We start from the raw sequence: 18,316 nt of genomic DNA, 5'->3' as shown, positions 1-18,316 counted from the left end.
GAGGCATTGCATAAGATATAATGCCTCTGTTTTTTTTATAGTCTTCATATTTTTAAAAACATAATTTTTTAAAATATATTAGATGTATGTTCACTTTTTAATATACTTAAAAGTTATATATATGTGGCGCCATTAAAAATGAAAAACAATTGTTTATAGAATAAATACTAATTATTTTTAGTGTGTTCAATAAAGGGGGGGATGAATCATTAAAGATAGTACATGTGATTTAATAAAAAAAGATTTATCTATAATATATAGGTATTTGATTTCTATAGGAGCATCAAAGGAAGATTCAGAGGATATTATACAAGAAACTTTTATCAAGACTTATGAAAATATTGACATTTTAATTGATGGGAACATAAAGGCGTGGATGTTTAAAGTATCCATAAACAAATTTTATAGCTTGTACAAAAAGAGCAAGGTGAACATAAGTTTAACGGATGAATTATTAATAACTATTGAGAGCCATTTTAAAATTATGCATATAGATAGTGCTTTAGATATTAATAGAATTCTATCTCTAATGAAAGAAAGTGAAAAGAATCTACTGGTTTTAAAATACAGTATGGGTTTAACTTATAAACAGATAGGAAAGCTACTTAACATTGAAGAGGGATCAGCTAAGACTTTATGCTATAGAGCAAGAAATAGGTTCAAGAAAATATGGGAAGGTGAAGAATTTGAGTAAAGATATTGACGAATTGTTTTCTGATAGAATGGAAGAAGAAATAAAAAAAGAAGTGAAAAAGAAAAGAAATAAATTAAATGTGAAACTTATTGCAATCGGAATTATTTCAACTTTAATTATAATTATCGTTGGAAATCTGGCTTTAAATTTTGCAAGTAATAAATATGTAGAAGGTTCATATTCAAAAGAAAAAATAGTAAAGCAGTTAGAATATTCTATAATGTATCCAAATGAGTACGTAGGAGAAGAAAGGTGCATTGAAATGGGATATTTTAACTATGAAACTGTTGATTATGTTAGTAAAAGGATAGGAAGCAGGGTTCTTTTTGCTGGATTAAAAACAAATAATAGAAGTATATTTGATAATAAGTTTGAAAAAGTTGATCAAGGTGGACGGACAATAAGTAACATCCCTTTAAATGATGATATAAATAAAAGGTATAGTACTGCATATGGATTAAGAGAATTACATTTTTTATATCCGTATGTCAATTATGGAAGAAATATATATGAATATGAAACAGATAAAAATAAACGTACAGAAGATGAAATATCGGAAGGTAAAGAAAATATAATAAATGATTTTCATTTTTTAGATGAAATGGATGATAATAAAATGGTAGAAATGGCTTTGTCTTTTGATAAATACTATACCTATGAAGAAGTAAATAGTATTTTGGATAGTAATCTAATAACATTTTACTGGGTAGATAATAATTCAGATGAGGAAAAGAAACATATTATTGAATTTAATAATCCAGCATTTAATGTTATTGGGATAAAATCCATTGATGGAGCAGGAGAGTTTAGAAGTGATACAGACGGTAGAATGCAAAACTTTAAGGCAGCGATTAAACAGTTAAAGGATATAGGGGAGGCTCAGTATATCAAAAATATTGATGAGAATGATATTAGAATAATTGGAGCTGTAGTGGTTGGAAGTCCAAAAGAACTAAAGGCGATTGAGAATAACCCGATTATAAAACATGCTGTCTTAGGCACTGTAGTTGATAAATATTAATTAAAGAGAGTGATTTAATTTTACTAGTAATAATACAACAATTAACTATGAAAGTAACTTTTGGTTCTAGACTAAAAGTTACTTTTTTTATCCTCTAAGAATTTATATTGTAATGAAATCTGTGGCCCTTGTACTCCTTATGAGTATAAATTATGGAAAAGGTTGATTGACATTTTTATGAATGTATATATTTTTCAAGCTAAGGTTAATATAGTAAATGATTTTATGAAATTAAAATATTAAGTATATTACAGGGAGGCAAAGTATGAGCATGTTTAGAACAAAGTTAATTGATAATATTATAGGGCTTGTTGAAAAATGTTATTACATTATATTAATAGCTATATTGTTAGTTGCCTCCTTTAATATATTTTACAATTTAGGTGTCATTCCTATATATAGCTGGGATGAGGCACGACATGGTGTTAGCGCTTATGAGATGATAAAAAATAGCAATTATATAGTAAATACATATGCTTATAAAAATGATTATTGGAATTTAAAACCGCCAATAAGCTTTTGGGCAATAGCTATGGGATATAAATTTGCAGGATTTAATGCTTTGGGGCTAAGGGTATTTTCTGCATTTGCAGCAATAATAACTATAGTACTTGTAGCAATTTTTAGTTTGAATATATATGGGAGATTGACATCTCTGATTGCGACAACTGTTCTAACAACAACAATACCATTTATTACAGAGCATTGTGCAAGAACCGGAGATGCAGATGCCATATACGTTTTATTTTTTACAATATCGGTAATGTCTTTAATTTTAATGGAAAGGAGTATTAAATGGATATATGTATTTGGATTATCATTTTCAGCAGCTTTTTTAACTAAAAGTTTTCATGCAGGTAATATCTTTTTTATAGGAATACTATATTTAATATTTAGTAAAAATTTATTTAAATTAACATTAAAACAAATTTTGACATTAGTATTGAGTGCATCTTTTCCGATTCTTATATGGGCAATCTTGAGATATGCCAATGATGGAATAGCTTTTTTTAAGACCATGATAGAATTTGATTTGATGGCAAGAACATCAAGACCTTTAGAAGGACATATTGGAGGAAAGTGTTACTACATTGAACATTTGCAATGGTCATATTTTTACTGGAATCTTGTATTTGTAGCTGTTAGCATGACATATTTGACTATAGCGCATAGATATATTACAGACAGGAAACTAATAAATTGCAATTTGATAATATGGCTGTCGATGATTATTCCGTTTATATTATATACTATTTCAAAAACGAAAATTTCATGGTATGTTTTACCGATATATCCTGCCGCAGCAATATGGATAGGATATGCATCAGGTTTTATATTAAAAGAGCGTAATAGAAATTTTGCTACACAAATAGTATTGCTTGCTATGATTATATTATCGATATATAAAAGTGAAGAAGTTATAGTAACTAGAATTTCAAATCCAAAAGAGGACTTGAGTCAAGAGCTTATTCAGGAAATCGGAAACTTACCAGAATATCGCGGAGAAAAAATATATGTAAATCATTTTGAGCAAAGCTATTGGCTAGATAGCGAACTTTATGCAGATTTGACTCCATTAGAAGGTGGCATAGAAGGATTTTTGAAAGATAATGAAGATAAAACATTATTATTTATTAAAAAAGAAGATTTGGACTCACTTGGAAATGAAAAAGATAATTTAAAAGCTATACTCGAAAATGATGAGGCCTATATTTTTGCAAAATAATATAATTATGGTTTTTTGTTGACGAAATTCATTACGAATTATACAATAGAAAAAGTGTTTTGTTTAATATTATATATAAAAATTTAAAATTGAGTCAGGAGATGATTAGCATGAATGAGTCAACTCAAAAGAATAAAGAAAATGTTATTCCTAAAGGTTTAAAAAAAGAAATAGGACTTATTGAAGCTATTACTATAGTTATAGGGGTAGTTATAGGGTCAGGGATTTTCTTTAAGGCGTCAACAGTATTTAAAAATGCAGGGACACCAACTCTGGGAATAATGGCTTGGGTGATTGGTGGATGTATAACTATAGCTTCAGCTTTAACAGTTGCTGAAATTGCTGTAGCAATTCCTAAGACAGGTGGAGTCTTTGTTTATATTAAAGAATTATATAGTGAAAAATGGGCATTTTTGTTTGGTTGGATGCAGACTTTAATCTATGTGCCAGGGGTGGCAGCTGCATTATCAATAGTTTTTGTTACTCAAGCAACTTATTTTATTCCAGATCTAACACCAATGCTGCAGAAAATATTCGCTATATGCATTCTATTTTTTGTAATGGCTTTAAATGTTCTATCATCAAGACTTGGCGGGAAGGTACAAGTAATTTCTACAATTGGTAAGCTTGTTCCGATAATTTTTATTGTTATATTTGGATTAATAAATGGTACAGCTCATGATTTCTCGACTACGGTATTCTCATCAAATACATCAGGAGCAGCAGGATTTGGAGCTGCAATACTTGGTACTTTATGGGCCTATGACGGATGGATTAGCGTAGGAAATATGGCTGGGGAGCTTAAAAATCCAGAAAAAGATCTCCCAAAGTCAATAATAATGGGATTAATAGCAATAATAATAGTTTATATATTAATTAATGTAGCGATAATAAATATAATGCCAGTTAACGATGTAGTACTTTCTTCCAAGCCAGCTTCAGATGCAGCGGTAATATTGTTTGGAAATATGGGAGCGGCTTTAATCGCGGTAGGCATAATGATTTCTATTTTTGGAGCGCTAAATGGGTATCTAATGACAGGTGTTAGAATTCCTTTTGCTATGGCTCAGGATAATCTTTTCCCTTTTCCTAAATTTTTTGGGAAAATCAATGAAAAATTTGAGACTCCTATAAATACATTTGCTTTTGAAGTATTACTAGCAAGTTTATATGTATTAAGTGGGTCTTTTGACAAACTTACAAATTTAGCTGTGTTTGTAATGTGGATATTTTTTGTTATGTGCGTATGTGGGATTTTTATATTGAGACGTAAACATAAAGAATTAAAAACTTCATACAAAGTTCCTTTATATCCAATTGTTCCATTGATCGGAATAGTTGGTGGGCTGTACATATTAATAAGTACTTTTATAACAGATTCATTAAATGCAATATATGGAATAGGAATAACTTTAATAGGTCTTCCAGTTTATTTTTATATAAGAAAAAAATATAAAAGAGATTAATATTATATCGCAATACAGACTAAGTAATTAAAATCAATTACTTAGTCTGTATTTTTTATCCTTAATTATGTAAGAAACAATTATGTTTTTATGATTAAGCACCTTTAGTAATATTTTCATTAATGGTATTGGTCCATTTTCCACAGCGGTCTCCAAAGCATCCTATTATTATACTATCATCTTCTATTCTTACAACTTCGCACCTATTAGAGCAGCCTTCACACTCAAAGCTAGTTGATATAAAACTAGAATCAGCAATATCAAAGCCTCTAAAGTTAGTAGCACCGGTCTTGTCAACAGTTTCTTTAGCAATAATTGCGGCACCTATGGCGCCCATAACATTATAATGTTCAGGAATGTATACTTCACATCCTAAAGCTTTTTCAAAAGATGCCTTCATACCTTTGTTAGCTGCTACACCACCTTGAAAGAATATTTTAGGGCATATTTCTTTTCCTTTCCCAATATCATTGAGATAATTTCTAACAAGGGCTTCGCATAAGCCGTTTATAATATCAGGCTCATTATAGCCAAGCTGTTGTTTGTGTATCATATCAGACTCGGCAAAAACTGCACATCTTCCAGCTATTCTTAGTGGAGTTGTTGATCTTAAAGCATAATCTCCAAACTCTTCTATTGGGATTCCTAATCTTTCAGCTTGCCTATCGAGGAAAGATCCAGTTCCAGCCGCACAGACGTTGTTCATCGCAAAGTCTATGGCAACTCCATCTTTTAATATTATTATTTTTGAATCCTGTCCTCCTATTTCCAAAATTGTCTTAACATCCTTATCTATAGCAAGTGCAGCACATGCGTGAGCTGTTATCTCGTTTTTTACTGCATCTGCTCCAAGGATAGATGATGCAATTTGCCTTCCACTACCTGTAGTGCCAACAGCTTTAATTTGTTCGTTCTTATATTTCTCTTTTAAGATTTTAAAACCTTCTTGAATTGCATTTATTGGCTTTCCTTTTGTTCTTAGATATAGTTTATCTACGACATTCAGATTATTATCTAAAAGAACAATGTCAGTACTTACTGAGCCAACATCAACACCTAAATAATACATTTTTGCTTTCTCCTTTCTAATAGATCTAGGAATGCTTCTATTCTTGTAATATATCCTGCTTCACCCGTCATTTCATCAACTACAAGAGTTAAAATAGGAAAATTCTTATCTTTAGATATGGAAGGAAGCACAGCTTTGCAAACAATTTCTGGCATACATCCCATAGGAAATATTTGAATTGCACCATCAAATCCATCATGTGCAGCCATTACTGCTTCTCCAATGCATTCTCTTGCGTGTCCTCCGATATATAATGGAAGGTATTCTTTAGAAGCTTTTCGTATGTCTAAAGAATTCATTCCAACAACTGACATAATAGAATTTTTAGCCCACCAACTTGGAGTGAGTTTTCTTTGAGTTGAAACCCCATATTCCATAAGTTTATCCTCAATAAAAAGGTTTGAAAATGGCTCGATTATTGTATAGATTTCTCCTATTATTGCTACTTTTATTGGATTCCTATCACTACATATCTCTAGGGAATCTAGTCTTTTATCATATTTGTTTAGTATTTTTATCATCTCATTAGGACTATTACTATTTTCGGCATCAATTTTACACTTACTTAAGAGTTTTTTACATTCATTTTTATTTTTTTCATATCCTGCTAAGTAATGTGCTTTTGCCTCTATTTTATCTATTAGATTTAGAACTTTAAATCCTATACGTAATGCATTTAGCTTTTGCGGCATATTCTTATTGCTGCTAGATGAGATAGAAGATATCCTATTTAGAAATTCTTTTGGGCCTATTTCTGACGGTTTATCTAATACAATGAAATTCAAATTATGTCCCAATTTTTTTAGCGTGTTTATTTGGAGTTCGCAATATTCTCCATATCTGCAAGGTCCGCAGCTTCCAGTAATTATTATTGTATCTGCACCTTGTTCAATTCCCTGTATGTAATTTCCCATCATAAGTTTAAATGGGAGGCACATATCATCTGGAGAATACATAGATCCTATTTCTAATGATTTTTTACTATTGAATTCTGGAATTATATAGTCTATACCAAGAGTATCGAACACTGCCTTAGTAACCAGATATGTATTTCCTAAATGAGGCGTCATAATTTTCATAACATTACTTCCTTTCTAACATGTCGACAAAGGCTTCTATTCTTGTGTCAAATCCAGATTCTCCAGTATGTTCATCAACTTTTAATACTAAGAAAGGAAAATCTTTCACTTTTTGTTTTATAAGATCTATAACAACAGAATCAATACCACAGGCAAACGAAGATATGTATACTATACCGTTAATTTTTTTATTTTCTACTAAGTATGTAGATGCCCCATAAGCATTTTTTGCAAATGTCCAGAAAGGTCTTTTAAATAATTCAGTTGTTTTGTCAGCAATAGAGGCTTCGTCTATAAATTCTTCCGTTATAATACCAACACCTAATTTATTTAATTTTTTCACTAAGTTCATATTCACAAATTTATCATAAATATTGTAAGGATGGCCAATTAGAGCTATATTTAATTTATATCCATCGCTTTTAATTCCTATTTCATATTCATCTTGTGCTATTAAAGCTTTATCATAAGCATCCCGAATTCTTTTTTTGTTTGTTGTTATTAAGCTTCCAGTTGAAACTATCCATTTATATAATTTTTCTTTTGACGTTGCATAAATAGGAACCATAGTAACTTTTGGCATATTGGGAATGCTATTTATGATCATTTCAGGTAAGCCGCAAAATTTTGGACAGATAAATTCATGTTCACTTAATTGCATAATTCTAGGGATAACCATTAAATCACATTTATCTTTTATTGCATTTACATGACCGTGAAAAATTTTAATAGGCAAACATGCTTCATTTACACAATTTTTTACGCCTTCATCTAGTATTGTCTTGTTTGTATCTGGTGATCTAACAATATCTGCACCAAGTTCAGAAAAGAACTTCTCAAGGAAAGCAGAATATTTGTAATTTAATAGTCCATTGGGAATTCCAACCTTCATATACATTTCACTCCTATAAAATTCATGCTCATTATTATATTTTTTTCAAAATTACTAGAATTATTCATAAAAATTGGATTAATTTATATTTTACCTTAAAGTTTTACATTAAATTATTAAAATACCATTTCATCTAATATTAAAAACAAGAAAGTGCTTTTAGATATATCTATATAAATTGTTGTAGATGGTATTTTTTTATAGTATACTTACTTGGAAATTTATATATTTAAGGGATCTATAATAACTTTTGAGTTCTTGACCTCTTAAGCTCATATTTTAAGATCTATGTACAAGGAAGGAAATGACATAAATATGAAAAATAAATCACATATAATTCCATACTTTACTGCTATAATAACTAATTTTATTTTTGGATTAAGCTTCTTGTTTTCCAAGCAAGCATTAAGTGTAGCTACGCCAATAGAATTACTTTCGTTTAGATTCTTAGCAGCTTTGCTAATAATGACAATTTTGATATTTTTAAAAGTAATAAAGGTAAATTATAAAAATAAGCCTATGAAATGGCTTATTATTTTGGCTGTTATAGAGCCTATAGTTTACTTTATATTTGAAACCTATGGAATTAAGAAAACATCTTCGTCTTTAGGCGGACTTATGATTGCTCTTATACCAATAGTTGTAACAGTGTTAGCTGTGTATCTATTAAAAGAAAAACCATCTGTTAAGCAAATCGTAAGCATAATACTTTCGGTATCTGGAGTAATACTGATAATTCTTATGGAAAATTCTAATGATTCAGGGGGGAGTACTCTATTAGGAATTATCCTTCTAGGAGGAGCTGTGTTTTCAGCTGCATTATTTAATATAATAGCAAGAAAAATATCACAACAATTTACAGCGATTGAAGTAACATACTTTATGATGCTTATTGGAGCTATATTTTTTAATATTGTTTCAATTACTAATCACGTGATAAATGGAAATTTATCAGAATATTTTATACCATTAAGAAGTATAAACTTTATAGTATCTATATTATATCTTGGAATATTATCTTCGGTTGTAGCATATTTTCTGGCTAATTATACGCTTTCTAAAATGGAAGCTTCTAGATCAGCTGTATTTGCCAATATATCAACTATAGTATCTATTGCAGCTGGTGTACTCGTATTACATGAAAACTTCCAATTATACCATGTGATAGGATCAGTGATGATTCTAGTGGGTGTATGGGGAACAAATTATTATCAAAAAAAGCTTAATTCAGAAGAGTTTACATCAACTGTTGGTTCTTTTGAACAATAAGCTATATGAATGCATTAGTCTTCTTTCTAATAGATTAAAGCTAAAATTTTCAAATTATTCTTTAATTATGTAAACTATTCTGGTAATATTTACTATGGAGGGGGATGAGAAAGTTGGATAATTTTAAGGTGAAATTAGTTACTTTCGTACTTGGTTTTGCAATAGTGTCAAGTTTGGCTCCGGCAATACGTGTACAAGCATCAACATTAACACAAAGCACTTTAAGCAACCAGGCAATGACCGCTATAGCTAACCTTGATAAAAAGAAAAAGACAATAGTGGTTGATCCAGGTCATAACTACGGTGGTGATCTAGGAGCTGTATCTACAATTAAAGGCATAACGTATAAAGAAGTAGATTTAAATATGCAGGTTGCATCTAAGTTAAAAACGGAATTAGAGAAAAGAGGATATAATGTTGTAATGACTAGATATCCTAAAGAAGTACAAACGATAGGGACCAATCAGAGTCTTAAAGATAGAATTACAATTGCCAATGCAGCAAATGCAAGTTTATTTGTAAGTATACACCATAATGCTGTAAAGGATGCTCCAGACGCAAAAGGGGTAGAAGTTTATTATAGTTCGGCAGAGCAAAGTCAAAATTTTAAAGGTGGGGTATCTCCTAACAAGTTAACGATAAGTAAGAACGTAGCAACAGTTATTGATAAAAATATTGTTAAGAATTTTAATTTTAATGATAGAGGTGCAAAGGATAGTAGACTATTTATAAAAAGCACAAATATGCCATCAATAATTGTGGAAGCAGGATTTATAACTAACGAGGAAGAGGCGAAAAGGTGCTCGAACCCAGTGAGTCAGCAAAAATTAGCAGAAAACATTGCTGAATCTATAAAAACTGTTATATAAATATAATAATGAAAATAAAGAACATGTTTTGGTACTAAGTTGATAAATACTTATATGAAACATGTTCTTTTTAATGTGAATACACTAATATATAGTTTTTAGATATATTGTTGTAATTTTATTTTGAATTATAAATGAAGATATTCTATAATTAAGCTTCATTTGCAGAATATAAAAGATCATTCAGCATTTTTTCGGTGAATGTTCCATTACTTAATGTAGTGAATCTTCCTATAGGAATGTTTTTAAAGTAATTTATAAGTTTTTCTTGCGCATTTGTATCAGAAGTTATTGATTGAGCGGCGCTGCTTAATAAAGGTTCTACAATTGCCTTAGTTTTTGGATTAATGAGAAACTCTTGTGCGAGTGTATCTCTAGTATAATTAGTTTTAGGTAGATATGGTGACTGAACATAAATGTTTTTAGATAAAGGAATATCTCTAGAAGATTTACCAATTAAAATTTCATAAGGACCGCTTTCAATTACCCAGTTATTTGTGTTTATATCATAGTGAGAAAAATCTTTTGTATCAATTAAAAAACTCACCTGTTTTTCTTCATCTGGAAAAAGAGATACTTTTGTAAAGGCTTTTAATTCTTTTTCAGGTCTTAAAATGTTACTATCAGCATTTTTTATATATAACTGCACAATTTCTTTACCAAAATATTTTCCAGTATTTTTTACTTTAAGTTTAATTTCTAATGTATCATTATCAGTTAATATATCTTTATCAAGAGTTAAGCTGCTATATTTAAAAGTAGTATAGGACAATCCGAATCCAAAAGGAAATTCAACATTCATATTTTTTTTATCATAATATCTATAGCCTACAAAAAGCCCTTCTTTATACTGTAAATTATTTTCGGAATCTATATAATCTAAATATGTTGGAGTGTCTGACAATTGTATAGGGAAAGTAGTTGGTAATTTACCAGATGGATTAGCGATGCCAAATAGGATTTCTGCAAGAGCACCTCCACTTGCTTGTCCTGGAAGCCATGTTTCTAAAATAGAATCAGCATATTTGGCCCAAGATGATATAGTAACTGGAGATCCATTGCTAAGTACTACAATTAAATTTTTCTGGACTTTACCTATTTCCTTAATTAATTTCACTTGATCAGTGGGGAGATCTAGATTTACCTTGTCAGTATATTCTTTATCATAATATTCTGGAGTTCCTACAAATAATATAACTATATCTGCGGTACGTGCAGTTTTTCTTGCCTCTGCAAGAAGTGTATTATTATCATCTTCTGAATTTTTAGAGATATTATAACCTTTTTCATAATATATTTTGACTGAACTTCCGACGAGTTTTATTATCTCATCATAGGCATTTTCAGACATTATAGGTATGACATTAGAATTACCATCACCCTGACATCTTGTTTCTTTTGCATATTCTCCAATTATAGCTAATTTCCTATTTTTTAACCTATCTTTTTTTTAAGGTAAAAGATTACGTTTATTTTTCAAAAGGACAATGCTATCTTCAGCAACTTCTCTTGCTAAATCATTATGTTTTTCTTTGTCATAAATATTGCATTCACATTCTTTCACAGGTTTAATAACTTTAGATATAGTATTTAATATATCTTCAATAGCATTATCAAGGATTGATGAATCTAAAGTGCCACTAAGTACAGCTTCTATAATTTGTTTTGTATTATTAGGTGAGTTTGGAAATTCTAAGTCTAATCCAGCCTGTAATGAATTTATTATTGAATTTACTGCATATAAGTCTGATAAAACTAATCCGTTAAAATTCCATTTATTTCTTAAAATATCAATTAACAAATAGTCATTTTCGGTACAAGGTATTCCATTTATTTTATTGTAAGCAACCATTACAGCGAAGGGATTAGAATTTTTTATTACCCGTTCAAAGTTTGATAAATAAATTTCATTTAAAGTTTGTTCATCAATTATGTTATTAATATTTTGTCTATGTGATTCCTGGTTATTTCCAATGTAATATTTAACACATGCTCCGATACCTTCACTTTGGATTCCATTTATAAAAGCTGCACCCATTTCACCACTTAGAACTGGATCTTCTGAAAAATATTGAAAATTTCTTCCACTTAATGGAGAACGTTGAATATTTACAGCAGGACCAAAGAGAATATTAACATTTTCAGCTAAGCATTCTTCACCAATAGCTTTTCCGACAGAATAAGCAAGATTAACATCCCAAGTTGCGGCCAAGGCAGTAGGCGTAGGAAAACATGTAGCTGGAACAGGATCATAAGAATCACAGTTTTTTTTTGATAATCCATAGGGACCATTCGCAAAAGTTATTGAAGGAATTCCGAATCTTCCAATTTCTTTAGTTTCCCAAAGGTTTTTTCCGGAACAGAGAGATGCTTTTTCTTCTAAGGTCATTTCATTTATTAATTTCTTTATATCCACTCAGATACCACCTTATCTTTCTTAATAGTATTAATTTATACATTTGAAATTAAATTGCAACATATTTTAAGGAAAATTTAGCTCTCATTATTATATATTTAAAGTAAATAATATATATTACCTTTTACTTCTTTTGTTATTAATGTATGATATAGTTGTGAATGTAATTGTTTTTTAAGGAGGTAAGAATGGAAAAGAAGGCAGTTTTTTTCGATATAGATGGAACACTATATAATCGTGAAGTTGGTGTTCCAAAGAGCGCAATAGAAGGTATTAGGCAGTTAAGGGAGAATGGTCATCTTGCTTTTATATCAACTGGAAGGGCAAGAGCAATGATTTCACAAGATCTAATTGATATTGGGTTTGATGGAATACTCGCATCTTGTGGTTGTTATGTAGAATATGATGGAAACGTAGTTTATAACATAGATTTGGAAAAGCAAATAGCTGATAATGCAATAAGTGTTTTAAAAAATAATAAAGTATTTTGTATTCTAGAAGGGCAAGATTATTTATATATGGATGAAGATGAATTTATAGATGATAAAAGATCTTCAATAATGATGTTTAAAAATAAATATAGGGAAAAAATAAAGCCAATAACAGGAAATGAACATAGTTTCAATAAAATTACATGTAGAACATATGAGAATAGTAATTTTAAAGAAGCATATTCAATAATAGAAAAGGATTTTGACTGCATATGCCATAGTTCAGAATTTATTGAATTAGTACCAAAAGGATTTTCTAAGGTAAAGGGAATAGAGGAGATTATAAAGCGTTTAGAAATTAATATTGAAAATACATATGCATTTGGTGATAGTTTAAATGATATAGATATGTTGAAATATGTTAAATATGGAGTTGCAATGGGAAACAGTAGTCCTGAGATTCTTGATATTGTAAAATATAAAACAGATAATATTGAGAATGATGGTATTTATAAAGGATTAAAACAGTTTAAATTAATATAGCAGGATAATTACTAATTGAATAAGATGTTGAAATCGTGTCACTAGTAATTTTAGCAGTGCTAATATAAATTATATATTTTTCAATGTATATAAATTTATTTAGAATTAAAATATAAGTAAAATTAGTTGAGAGTTATAAGACTAATATAAACAACTATCCAATTAGAGAGCAATTGGATAGTTGTTTTATTATTTATACTGGCTTATTTCACACTTTATGTTTAATTTGATAAAAAGTAATATTATGCTAAAAAAATATTGTAAATATGAAACATAGGTATAGTAAGAATATACAAATATACTTAATTTTTAGAACAAACAGACAGAATAATACAAGCATTGACTTTTAAAGATAAATCATTTAAATTATAATCAGATAGTTGTTTACATAATACAACCAATTTATGCAAGTATTTCACCTATAAACGTTTGCAAATAAAATATGCTTGCAATTATTTTTAATATAATTTATAAAGGGCTATTATTTAAATAGATTGGAAGGATTATGTAGTAATATAGATTGAAATATTATTATCTTAATAAAGTTATGATGAAAGGTAGTGTAAAAAATATATGAAAAATCAATCCAACTACCATTTAATGTTAAATTATGTTTGCTAGTTGCCCTTGACACACCTAAAGATAAATGGTCTTAGGCAGTTAAGGACGGGTGAATGATAATTTTGAACATGACTAATAGACCCGCCTATTGAGATATTTTACCATTTATCTTTGTGGGCGTGTCAAGGGTGCGTTTCACCAACTGCTTTAGATCATTAGGCAGTTATTGTACAGTTATTTAGAACAAAGTCTTGAGATAGTTCAATAAATTTGCACCATCTAGTAGGCATGTTGGACATTGACTCTAACTCTTCAAGGATTACAGGAGTTTTGCCTTCAAGGGCAGAATGTGGTCTTAGAAAGTTAAAGTATGCCACAAACATAGTTACAAATGCAACCGACCCGTTAGGACTTCCGAAGCCAGTAGTAGCTCTATAATTGCCTTTAAAGGTTCGGTTAAGACGTTCAATAATTTGCTTCAATGGCCTATATTCTTTTGAAACTTCATCTTTATTGGTTAAGCCTATAACTTGAGTAACATCGAATTTTATACTATGGCTTGCAAAGAAGTGCTGTGCAAGAAGATATATAGGGTTACCATCAGTTATAAGATTAAGATCTTCAGGTATTTCTTTTAACTTACTTAGAACATCATCGATGGCTTTTACAGCCGTTTCGGTATCTCTATGTGGTGATACTCTGTAAGATAGAATAATCTTTTTAACAGCATCAAAAAAGAAGAAAATATAGTTCCACTTACCGTTAACTTTTATGTAGGTTTCATCGCCGCAGAAAGAGTCAGAAAGTTTATAATCGTAGTTATCTATAAATGGCTTAACTACAATTGAAACGGCATTAACATAGTTTAAAATTGCTTGATGAGATATTTTAATATCATGAATATCTTTAAGCAATGCAGCTGTCTTTCTGGAAGATAAACCGTAGTTAACGTAGTAAGTTAGAATGAGTCCTAAGGTGTAAGAAGAAATCATAATGTTTGGAAGAGAAACCTTTGATTTTACCGGACTTTCTTTAGAAAGTGGCTTAAAGTCAAAAGTGAAATCTCTAAATATGTATCTAACTTTGAACTTACCAGGATTCTTCTTAAAATCTTGTTTTTCAGATTTTGTCATTGATTTAAGATTATTTTGGTAAAAAGAGCAATTATCATTCTTACACTTATAAACGTAGAAATCCTTACGCGCCTTGATTCTTTCAAGTGTTTTACTGCAGTGAGGACATCTTAACACTATGGATTTCTGATAGTAATTTTTAGGATTGAATGTGGTATCACAGACTTTGCAAAGATATTGTCCTCGGCCTCCGTTATTATCGTAAAGATAGGTATGTGGAGCACCACACTTAGGACAGATAACATCCTTAGGAGCTAACGCTTTGTTTTTGCGAGGTTTCACAGGAGCAAATTCTTTGCCGTGCTTAAACTCATATTCAGCTATTAGAAGCTTATAGTTAAGTTTTTCGGGAACATCAAAGATTGGTTGATCATCTACTTGAAGCTTTCGGTATTCTTTCTTAACAGGTTCGTCCGAAATGCTTTTAAGCAAGTTTTTGCCAACCAGCAAAGTCATGAGATACTTTATAATTTCAATAAGATAAATTACAGTTTCAAGAAGAAACTTATTAATCATGGTAATAGCTTGCCTCCTTTTTTAGTTCAGTGTTTTTGTTTTGCAAGTATAAAATATCTTAACTTTTTGGGGGTGGCAAGTTATTTATATAAAAAATAAGAAAAATTAAAGGGTTGCTGCCTTAGTTAGATAAAAAACTTTGACAGTACCTGATGAAACGGGAGGGTATTATTTATGAAAAGAATACTTGTAGTTGATGATGCTGCATTTATGAGGTTATCTTTAAAAACAATGCTTGAAAAAAATGGTTATGAAGTTGTTGGGGAAGCAGAAAATGGCCGTAAAGCTGTTGAAATGTATAAAATGCTAAACCCTGAAATTGTAACAATGGATATTACGATGCCTGATATGGATGGCATTGAGGCATTAACTGAAATAATGAAATTTGATTCAAAGGCTAAAGTAATTATGTTAAGTGCTATGGGGCAAGAAACAAAAATTAGGGAAGCTGTAATTCAAGGTGCTAAAGGTTTCGTAGTAAAACCATTTAAAGAAGATTATCTTGTTAAAGCATTAAGCAAGTTTTAAAAGTGTTTACTAAGGAGGACAAGCATGGATACTAGAGAACCGATGCTAGAAATGTTTATATTTGAAACGTTGGATATGATAGAACAACTTCAGCAACTCATTATTGACAGTGAAAAGAATGAGAGACTAGAAACAGAAGCTATAAACGAAATATTTAGAATAATGCACACAATCAAAGGTTCTTCTGGGATGATGATGTTTGATAACATTTCTAATCTTTCTCATACTATAGAAGATTTATTCTATTTTATTAGAGAATCAAAGCCTGAGAAAATAGATTATTCAAAGCTTACAGATTTAGTTTTAGAAGGAAGCGATTTAATAAAAATAGAAACAGAAAAAATAAATAATGATAAAGAAGCAGATGGAGATTTTACTTTATTTATAGAAAAAGTTAAGGGGTTTTTAAAACTCCTTAAAACATGCGATGAAAATTCAGAAGATTCAGGAAATGGCGGGTCTGATGAATTAGTAAGTGAGGAAGATGTGGAACAAAAATATTACTTAAGCACTGATAGGGTAAATTCGAACCTTAATTTATTTAGTGCTACTTTATTTTTTGATGAAGAATGTGATATGGAGAATATAAGATGCTTTACTGTTGTGCATCAGCTTAAAGAAATTTCTGAAGTTTCATATTATTATCCTGAGGATATTATTGAAAATAATGATACGTGTGAAATTATAAAGAAGCAGGGATTTAAAATATTTTTCAAGACAAATCAAAGTATTGAGGATATTAGAACACTTTTGATGGAAAATGCTTTTTTGAATAATGTTGATATAAATAAATTTTATAGCGAAATTGAATTCAGTGAGCAATTTAGTGAAAAGAATGAAAAGCCACAAGAAGATATTATCAAATCAATTAATAATATAGTTAATGATACAAATGGCAGTGAGAAAGTGGCTTCTAAAAGCTTATCGTATAAACAAAGTTTAATTAGCGTAGATGTGAAAAAATTAGACAAATTAATGGATTTAGTGGGGGAGTTAGTTATTTCAGAAGCAATGGTAACTAAGAATCCAGAAATATCTGAATTGCAATTGGATAGTTTTAATAAGGCAGCGAGGCAGCATAGAAAAAGACTTTCTGATCTTCAAGATGTTGTTATGTCAATAAGAATGGTGTCACTTGCTCCTACATTAACCAAAATGAATAGAATAGTTAGGGATATGTGTAAAAAGTTGAATAAGGAAGTGGAGCTTGAAATAATAGGACAAGAGACAGAAGTAGATAAAAATATAATTGAACATATAGGTGATCCATTAATGCATATAGTAAGAAATTCAATGGACCATGGAATAGAAACCAAAGAAGAGAGGCTAGCAAATGGGAAACCTTCAATTGGAAAAATAACTATTGAGGCTAAAAACACTGGTGGAGAAGTTTGGATTATCATAAAAGATAATGGTAAAGGCCTTAATAAAGATAAGATATTAAAAAAGGCAAAAGATAATGGACTACTAAAAGTAAAGGAAAACGATTTGACTGATAGAGATATATATTCAATGATTTTTCTACCTGGATTTTCAACTAAGGAAAACGTTACAGAATTCTCAGGACGTGGAGTTGGAATGGATGTGGTTACAAAGGAGATTGAAAAAATTAGGGGGATTGTAACAGTTGATAGTATACCTGGTGAAGAAACAACAACTTCTATAAAAATTCCATTAACTCTTGCGATCATTGATGGTATGACAATAAAGGTAGGAAAATCAGCTTTTACTATTCCTGTTACTTCAATAAGGCAATCATTTATTATCAAAAAGGAAGATATTATAAGAGATATAGATAATAATGAAATGATATTAATAAGAGGAGAATGTTATTCTATACTAAAGCTTCATGAGTTCTATAATATAAAAACTAATGTAGTAAATATAGAAGATGGTATTGTAATTATGGTTGAAGATCAAGGTAAAGCAAAATGTATTTTCGCAGATGAACTTATTGGAGAGCAACAAGTTGTTATTAAGGCACTTCCAGAATATATAAAAAAGGTTAAAGCAATAAGTGGTTGTTCATTACTAGGAGATGCAACTATAAGCTTAATATTAGATATATCTGAAATTGTTAACTTATAAAATTGCGTTATGGGA

General features: G+C 29.9%; 15 protein-coding genes and 1 pseudogene. 9 read left to right on the top strand and 7 right to left on the bottom strand.

Annotation, left to right across the window (positions count from 1 at the left end; all coding sequences use genetic code 11):
- The first annotated feature begins 265 nt into the window (after positions 1 to 265).
- From PZA12_RS19660 to PZA12_RS19645, 4 genes are all read left to right on the top strand, one after another.
- On the top strand, positions 266 to 694 hold the full coding sequence (locus PZA12_RS19660) for an RNA polymerase sigma factor (RefSeq protein WP_192927378.1): 429 nt from the start codon (positions 266 to 268) through the stop codon (positions 692 to 694).
- Positions 687 to 1,715 carry an anti sigma factor C-terminal domain-containing protein gene (locus PZA12_RS19655; RefSeq protein WP_078114703.1) on the top strand — a complete coding sequence of 343 codons (1,029 nt, stop codon included), beginning with the start codon at positions 687 to 689 and terminating at the stop codon, positions 1,713 to 1,715. The genes PZA12_RS19660 and PZA12_RS19655 overlap by 8 nt, the downstream gene beginning before the upstream one ends.
- A 265-nt stretch (positions 1,716 to 1,980) precedes the next feature.
- A complete protein-coding gene (locus tag PZA12_RS19650; RefSeq protein ID WP_078114704.1) occupies positions 1,981 to 3,441 on the top strand; it encodes an ArnT family glycosyltransferase in 1,461 nt (486 codons plus the stop codon).
- 110 nt (positions 3,442 to 3,551) lie between these two features.
- Positions 3,552 to 4,907: an APC family permease gene (locus tag PZA12_RS19645; RefSeq protein ID WP_077845108.1), complete on the top strand. Its 1,356-nt coding sequence runs from the start codon at positions 3,552 to 3,554 to the stop codon at positions 4,905 to 4,907.
- 94 nt (positions 4,908 to 5,001) lie between these two features.
- Here the strand turns inward: PZA12_RS19645 and PZA12_RS19640 are convergent, their stop codons facing one another.
- Genes PZA12_RS19640 through PZA12_RS19630 form a run of 3 tightly spaced genes read right to left on the bottom strand, consistent with a single transcriptional unit; the run spans position 5,002 to position 7,947 of the window.
- Positions 5,002 to 5,976 (bottom strand): acyl-CoA dehydratase activase, encoded by a 975-nt coding sequence (locus tag PZA12_RS19640; protein ID WP_077838782.1) that lies wholly within the window; start codon positions 5,974 to 5,976, stop codon positions 5,002 to 5,004.
- Positions 5,964 to 7,055 (bottom strand): 2-hydroxyglutaryl-CoA dehydratase, encoded by a 1,092-nt coding sequence (locus tag PZA12_RS19635; RefSeq protein ID WP_077838781.1) that lies wholly within the window; start codon positions 7,053 to 7,055, stop codon positions 5,964 to 5,966. Before PZA12_RS19635 ends, PZA12_RS19640 begins: the two co-directional genes overlap by 13 nt.
- A gap of 4 nt (positions 7,056 to 7,059) precedes the next feature.
- A complete protein-coding gene (locus tag PZA12_RS19630; protein ID WP_171983601.1) occupies positions 7,060 to 7,947 on the bottom strand; it encodes an acyl-CoA dehydratase activase-related protein in 888 nt (295 codons plus the stop codon).
- 315 nt (positions 7,948 to 8,262) lie between these two features.
- Between PZA12_RS19630 and PZA12_RS19625 the strand changes: the two genes are divergently transcribed.
- Both PZA12_RS19625 and PZA12_RS19620 read left to right on the top strand, forming a co-directional pair.
- Entirely contained in the window at positions 8,263 to 9,216 is a 954-nt protein-coding gene (locus tag PZA12_RS19625; RefSeq protein ID WP_078114705.1) for a DMT family transporter, read from the top strand.
- Between the two features lie 104 nt (positions 9,217 to 9,320).
- Positions 9,321 to 10,085 (top strand): N-acetylmuramoyl-L-alanine amidase, encoded by a 765-nt coding sequence (locus tag PZA12_RS19620; protein ID WP_078114706.1) that lies wholly within the window; start codon positions 9,321 to 9,323, stop codon positions 10,083 to 10,085.
- A gap of 151 nt (positions 10,086 to 10,236) precedes the next feature.
- Here PZA12_RS19620 and PZA12_RS19615 read toward each other — a convergent pair whose 3' ends face one another.
- From PZA12_RS19615 to PZA12_RS19605, 3 genes and pseudogenes are all read right to left on the bottom strand, one after another.
- A complete protein-coding gene (locus PZA12_RS19615; RefSeq protein WP_245160054.1) occupies positions 10,237 to 10,887 on the bottom strand; it encodes a fibronectin type III-like domain-contianing protein in 651 nt (216 codons plus the stop codon).
- A 33-nt stretch (positions 10,888 to 10,920) separates the two neighbouring features.
- A pseudogene (locus PZA12_RS19610) lies at positions 10,921 to 11,508 on the bottom strand (glycoside hydrolase family 3 protein); the annotation flags it as partial.
- A gap of 27 nt (positions 11,509 to 11,535) precedes the next feature.
- On the bottom strand, positions 11,536 to 12,501 hold the full coding sequence (locus tag PZA12_RS19605; protein WP_242984849.1) for a glycoside hydrolase family 3 protein: 966 nt from the start codon (positions 12,499 to 12,501) through the stop codon (positions 11,536 to 11,538).
- A gap of 188 nt (positions 12,502 to 12,689) precedes the next feature.
- Here PZA12_RS19605 and PZA12_RS19600 point away from each other — a divergent pair, with 188 nt between their 5' ends.
- On the top strand, positions 12,690 to 13,475 hold the full coding sequence (locus tag PZA12_RS19600) for a Cof-type HAD-IIB family hydrolase (RefSeq protein ID WP_078114708.1): 786 nt from the start codon (positions 12,690 to 12,692) through the stop codon (positions 13,473 to 13,475).
- 776 nt (positions 13,476 to 14,251) lie between these two features.
- Here the strand turns inward: PZA12_RS19600 and PZA12_RS19595 are convergent.
- Positions 14,252 to 15,685 carry a DDE-type integrase/transposase/recombinase gene (locus PZA12_RS19595; RefSeq protein WP_168983577.1) on the bottom strand — a complete coding sequence of 478 codons (1,434 nt, stop codon included), beginning with the start codon at positions 15,683 to 15,685 and terminating at the stop codon, positions 14,252 to 14,254.
- A 174-nt stretch (positions 15,686 to 15,859) separates the two neighbouring features.
- Between PZA12_RS19595 and PZA12_RS19590 the strand changes: the two genes are divergently transcribed.
- The gene (locus tag PZA12_RS19590; protein WP_065418691.1) at positions 15,860 to 16,213 is read left to right on the top strand and encodes a response regulator; all 354 of its coding nucleotides are present in this window, start codon (positions 15,860 to 15,862) and stop codon (positions 16,211 to 16,213) included.
- Positions 16,214 to 16,237: 24 nt separating this feature from the next.
- Positions 16,238 to 18,301 carry a chemotaxis protein CheA gene (locus PZA12_RS19585; protein WP_078114709.1) on the top strand — a complete coding sequence of 688 codons (2,064 nt, stop codon included), beginning with the start codon at positions 16,238 to 16,240 and terminating at the stop codon, positions 18,299 to 18,301.
- Positions 18,302 to 18,316: the final 15 nt, after the last annotated feature.

Source organism: Clostridium beijerinckii (assembly GCF_036699995.1).
GTDB classification, from domain to species: Bacteria; Bacillota; Clostridia; order Clostridiales; family Clostridiaceae; genus Clostridium; species Clostridium helianthi.
This window is presented reverse-complemented; position numbering and strand designations above follow the sequence as displayed.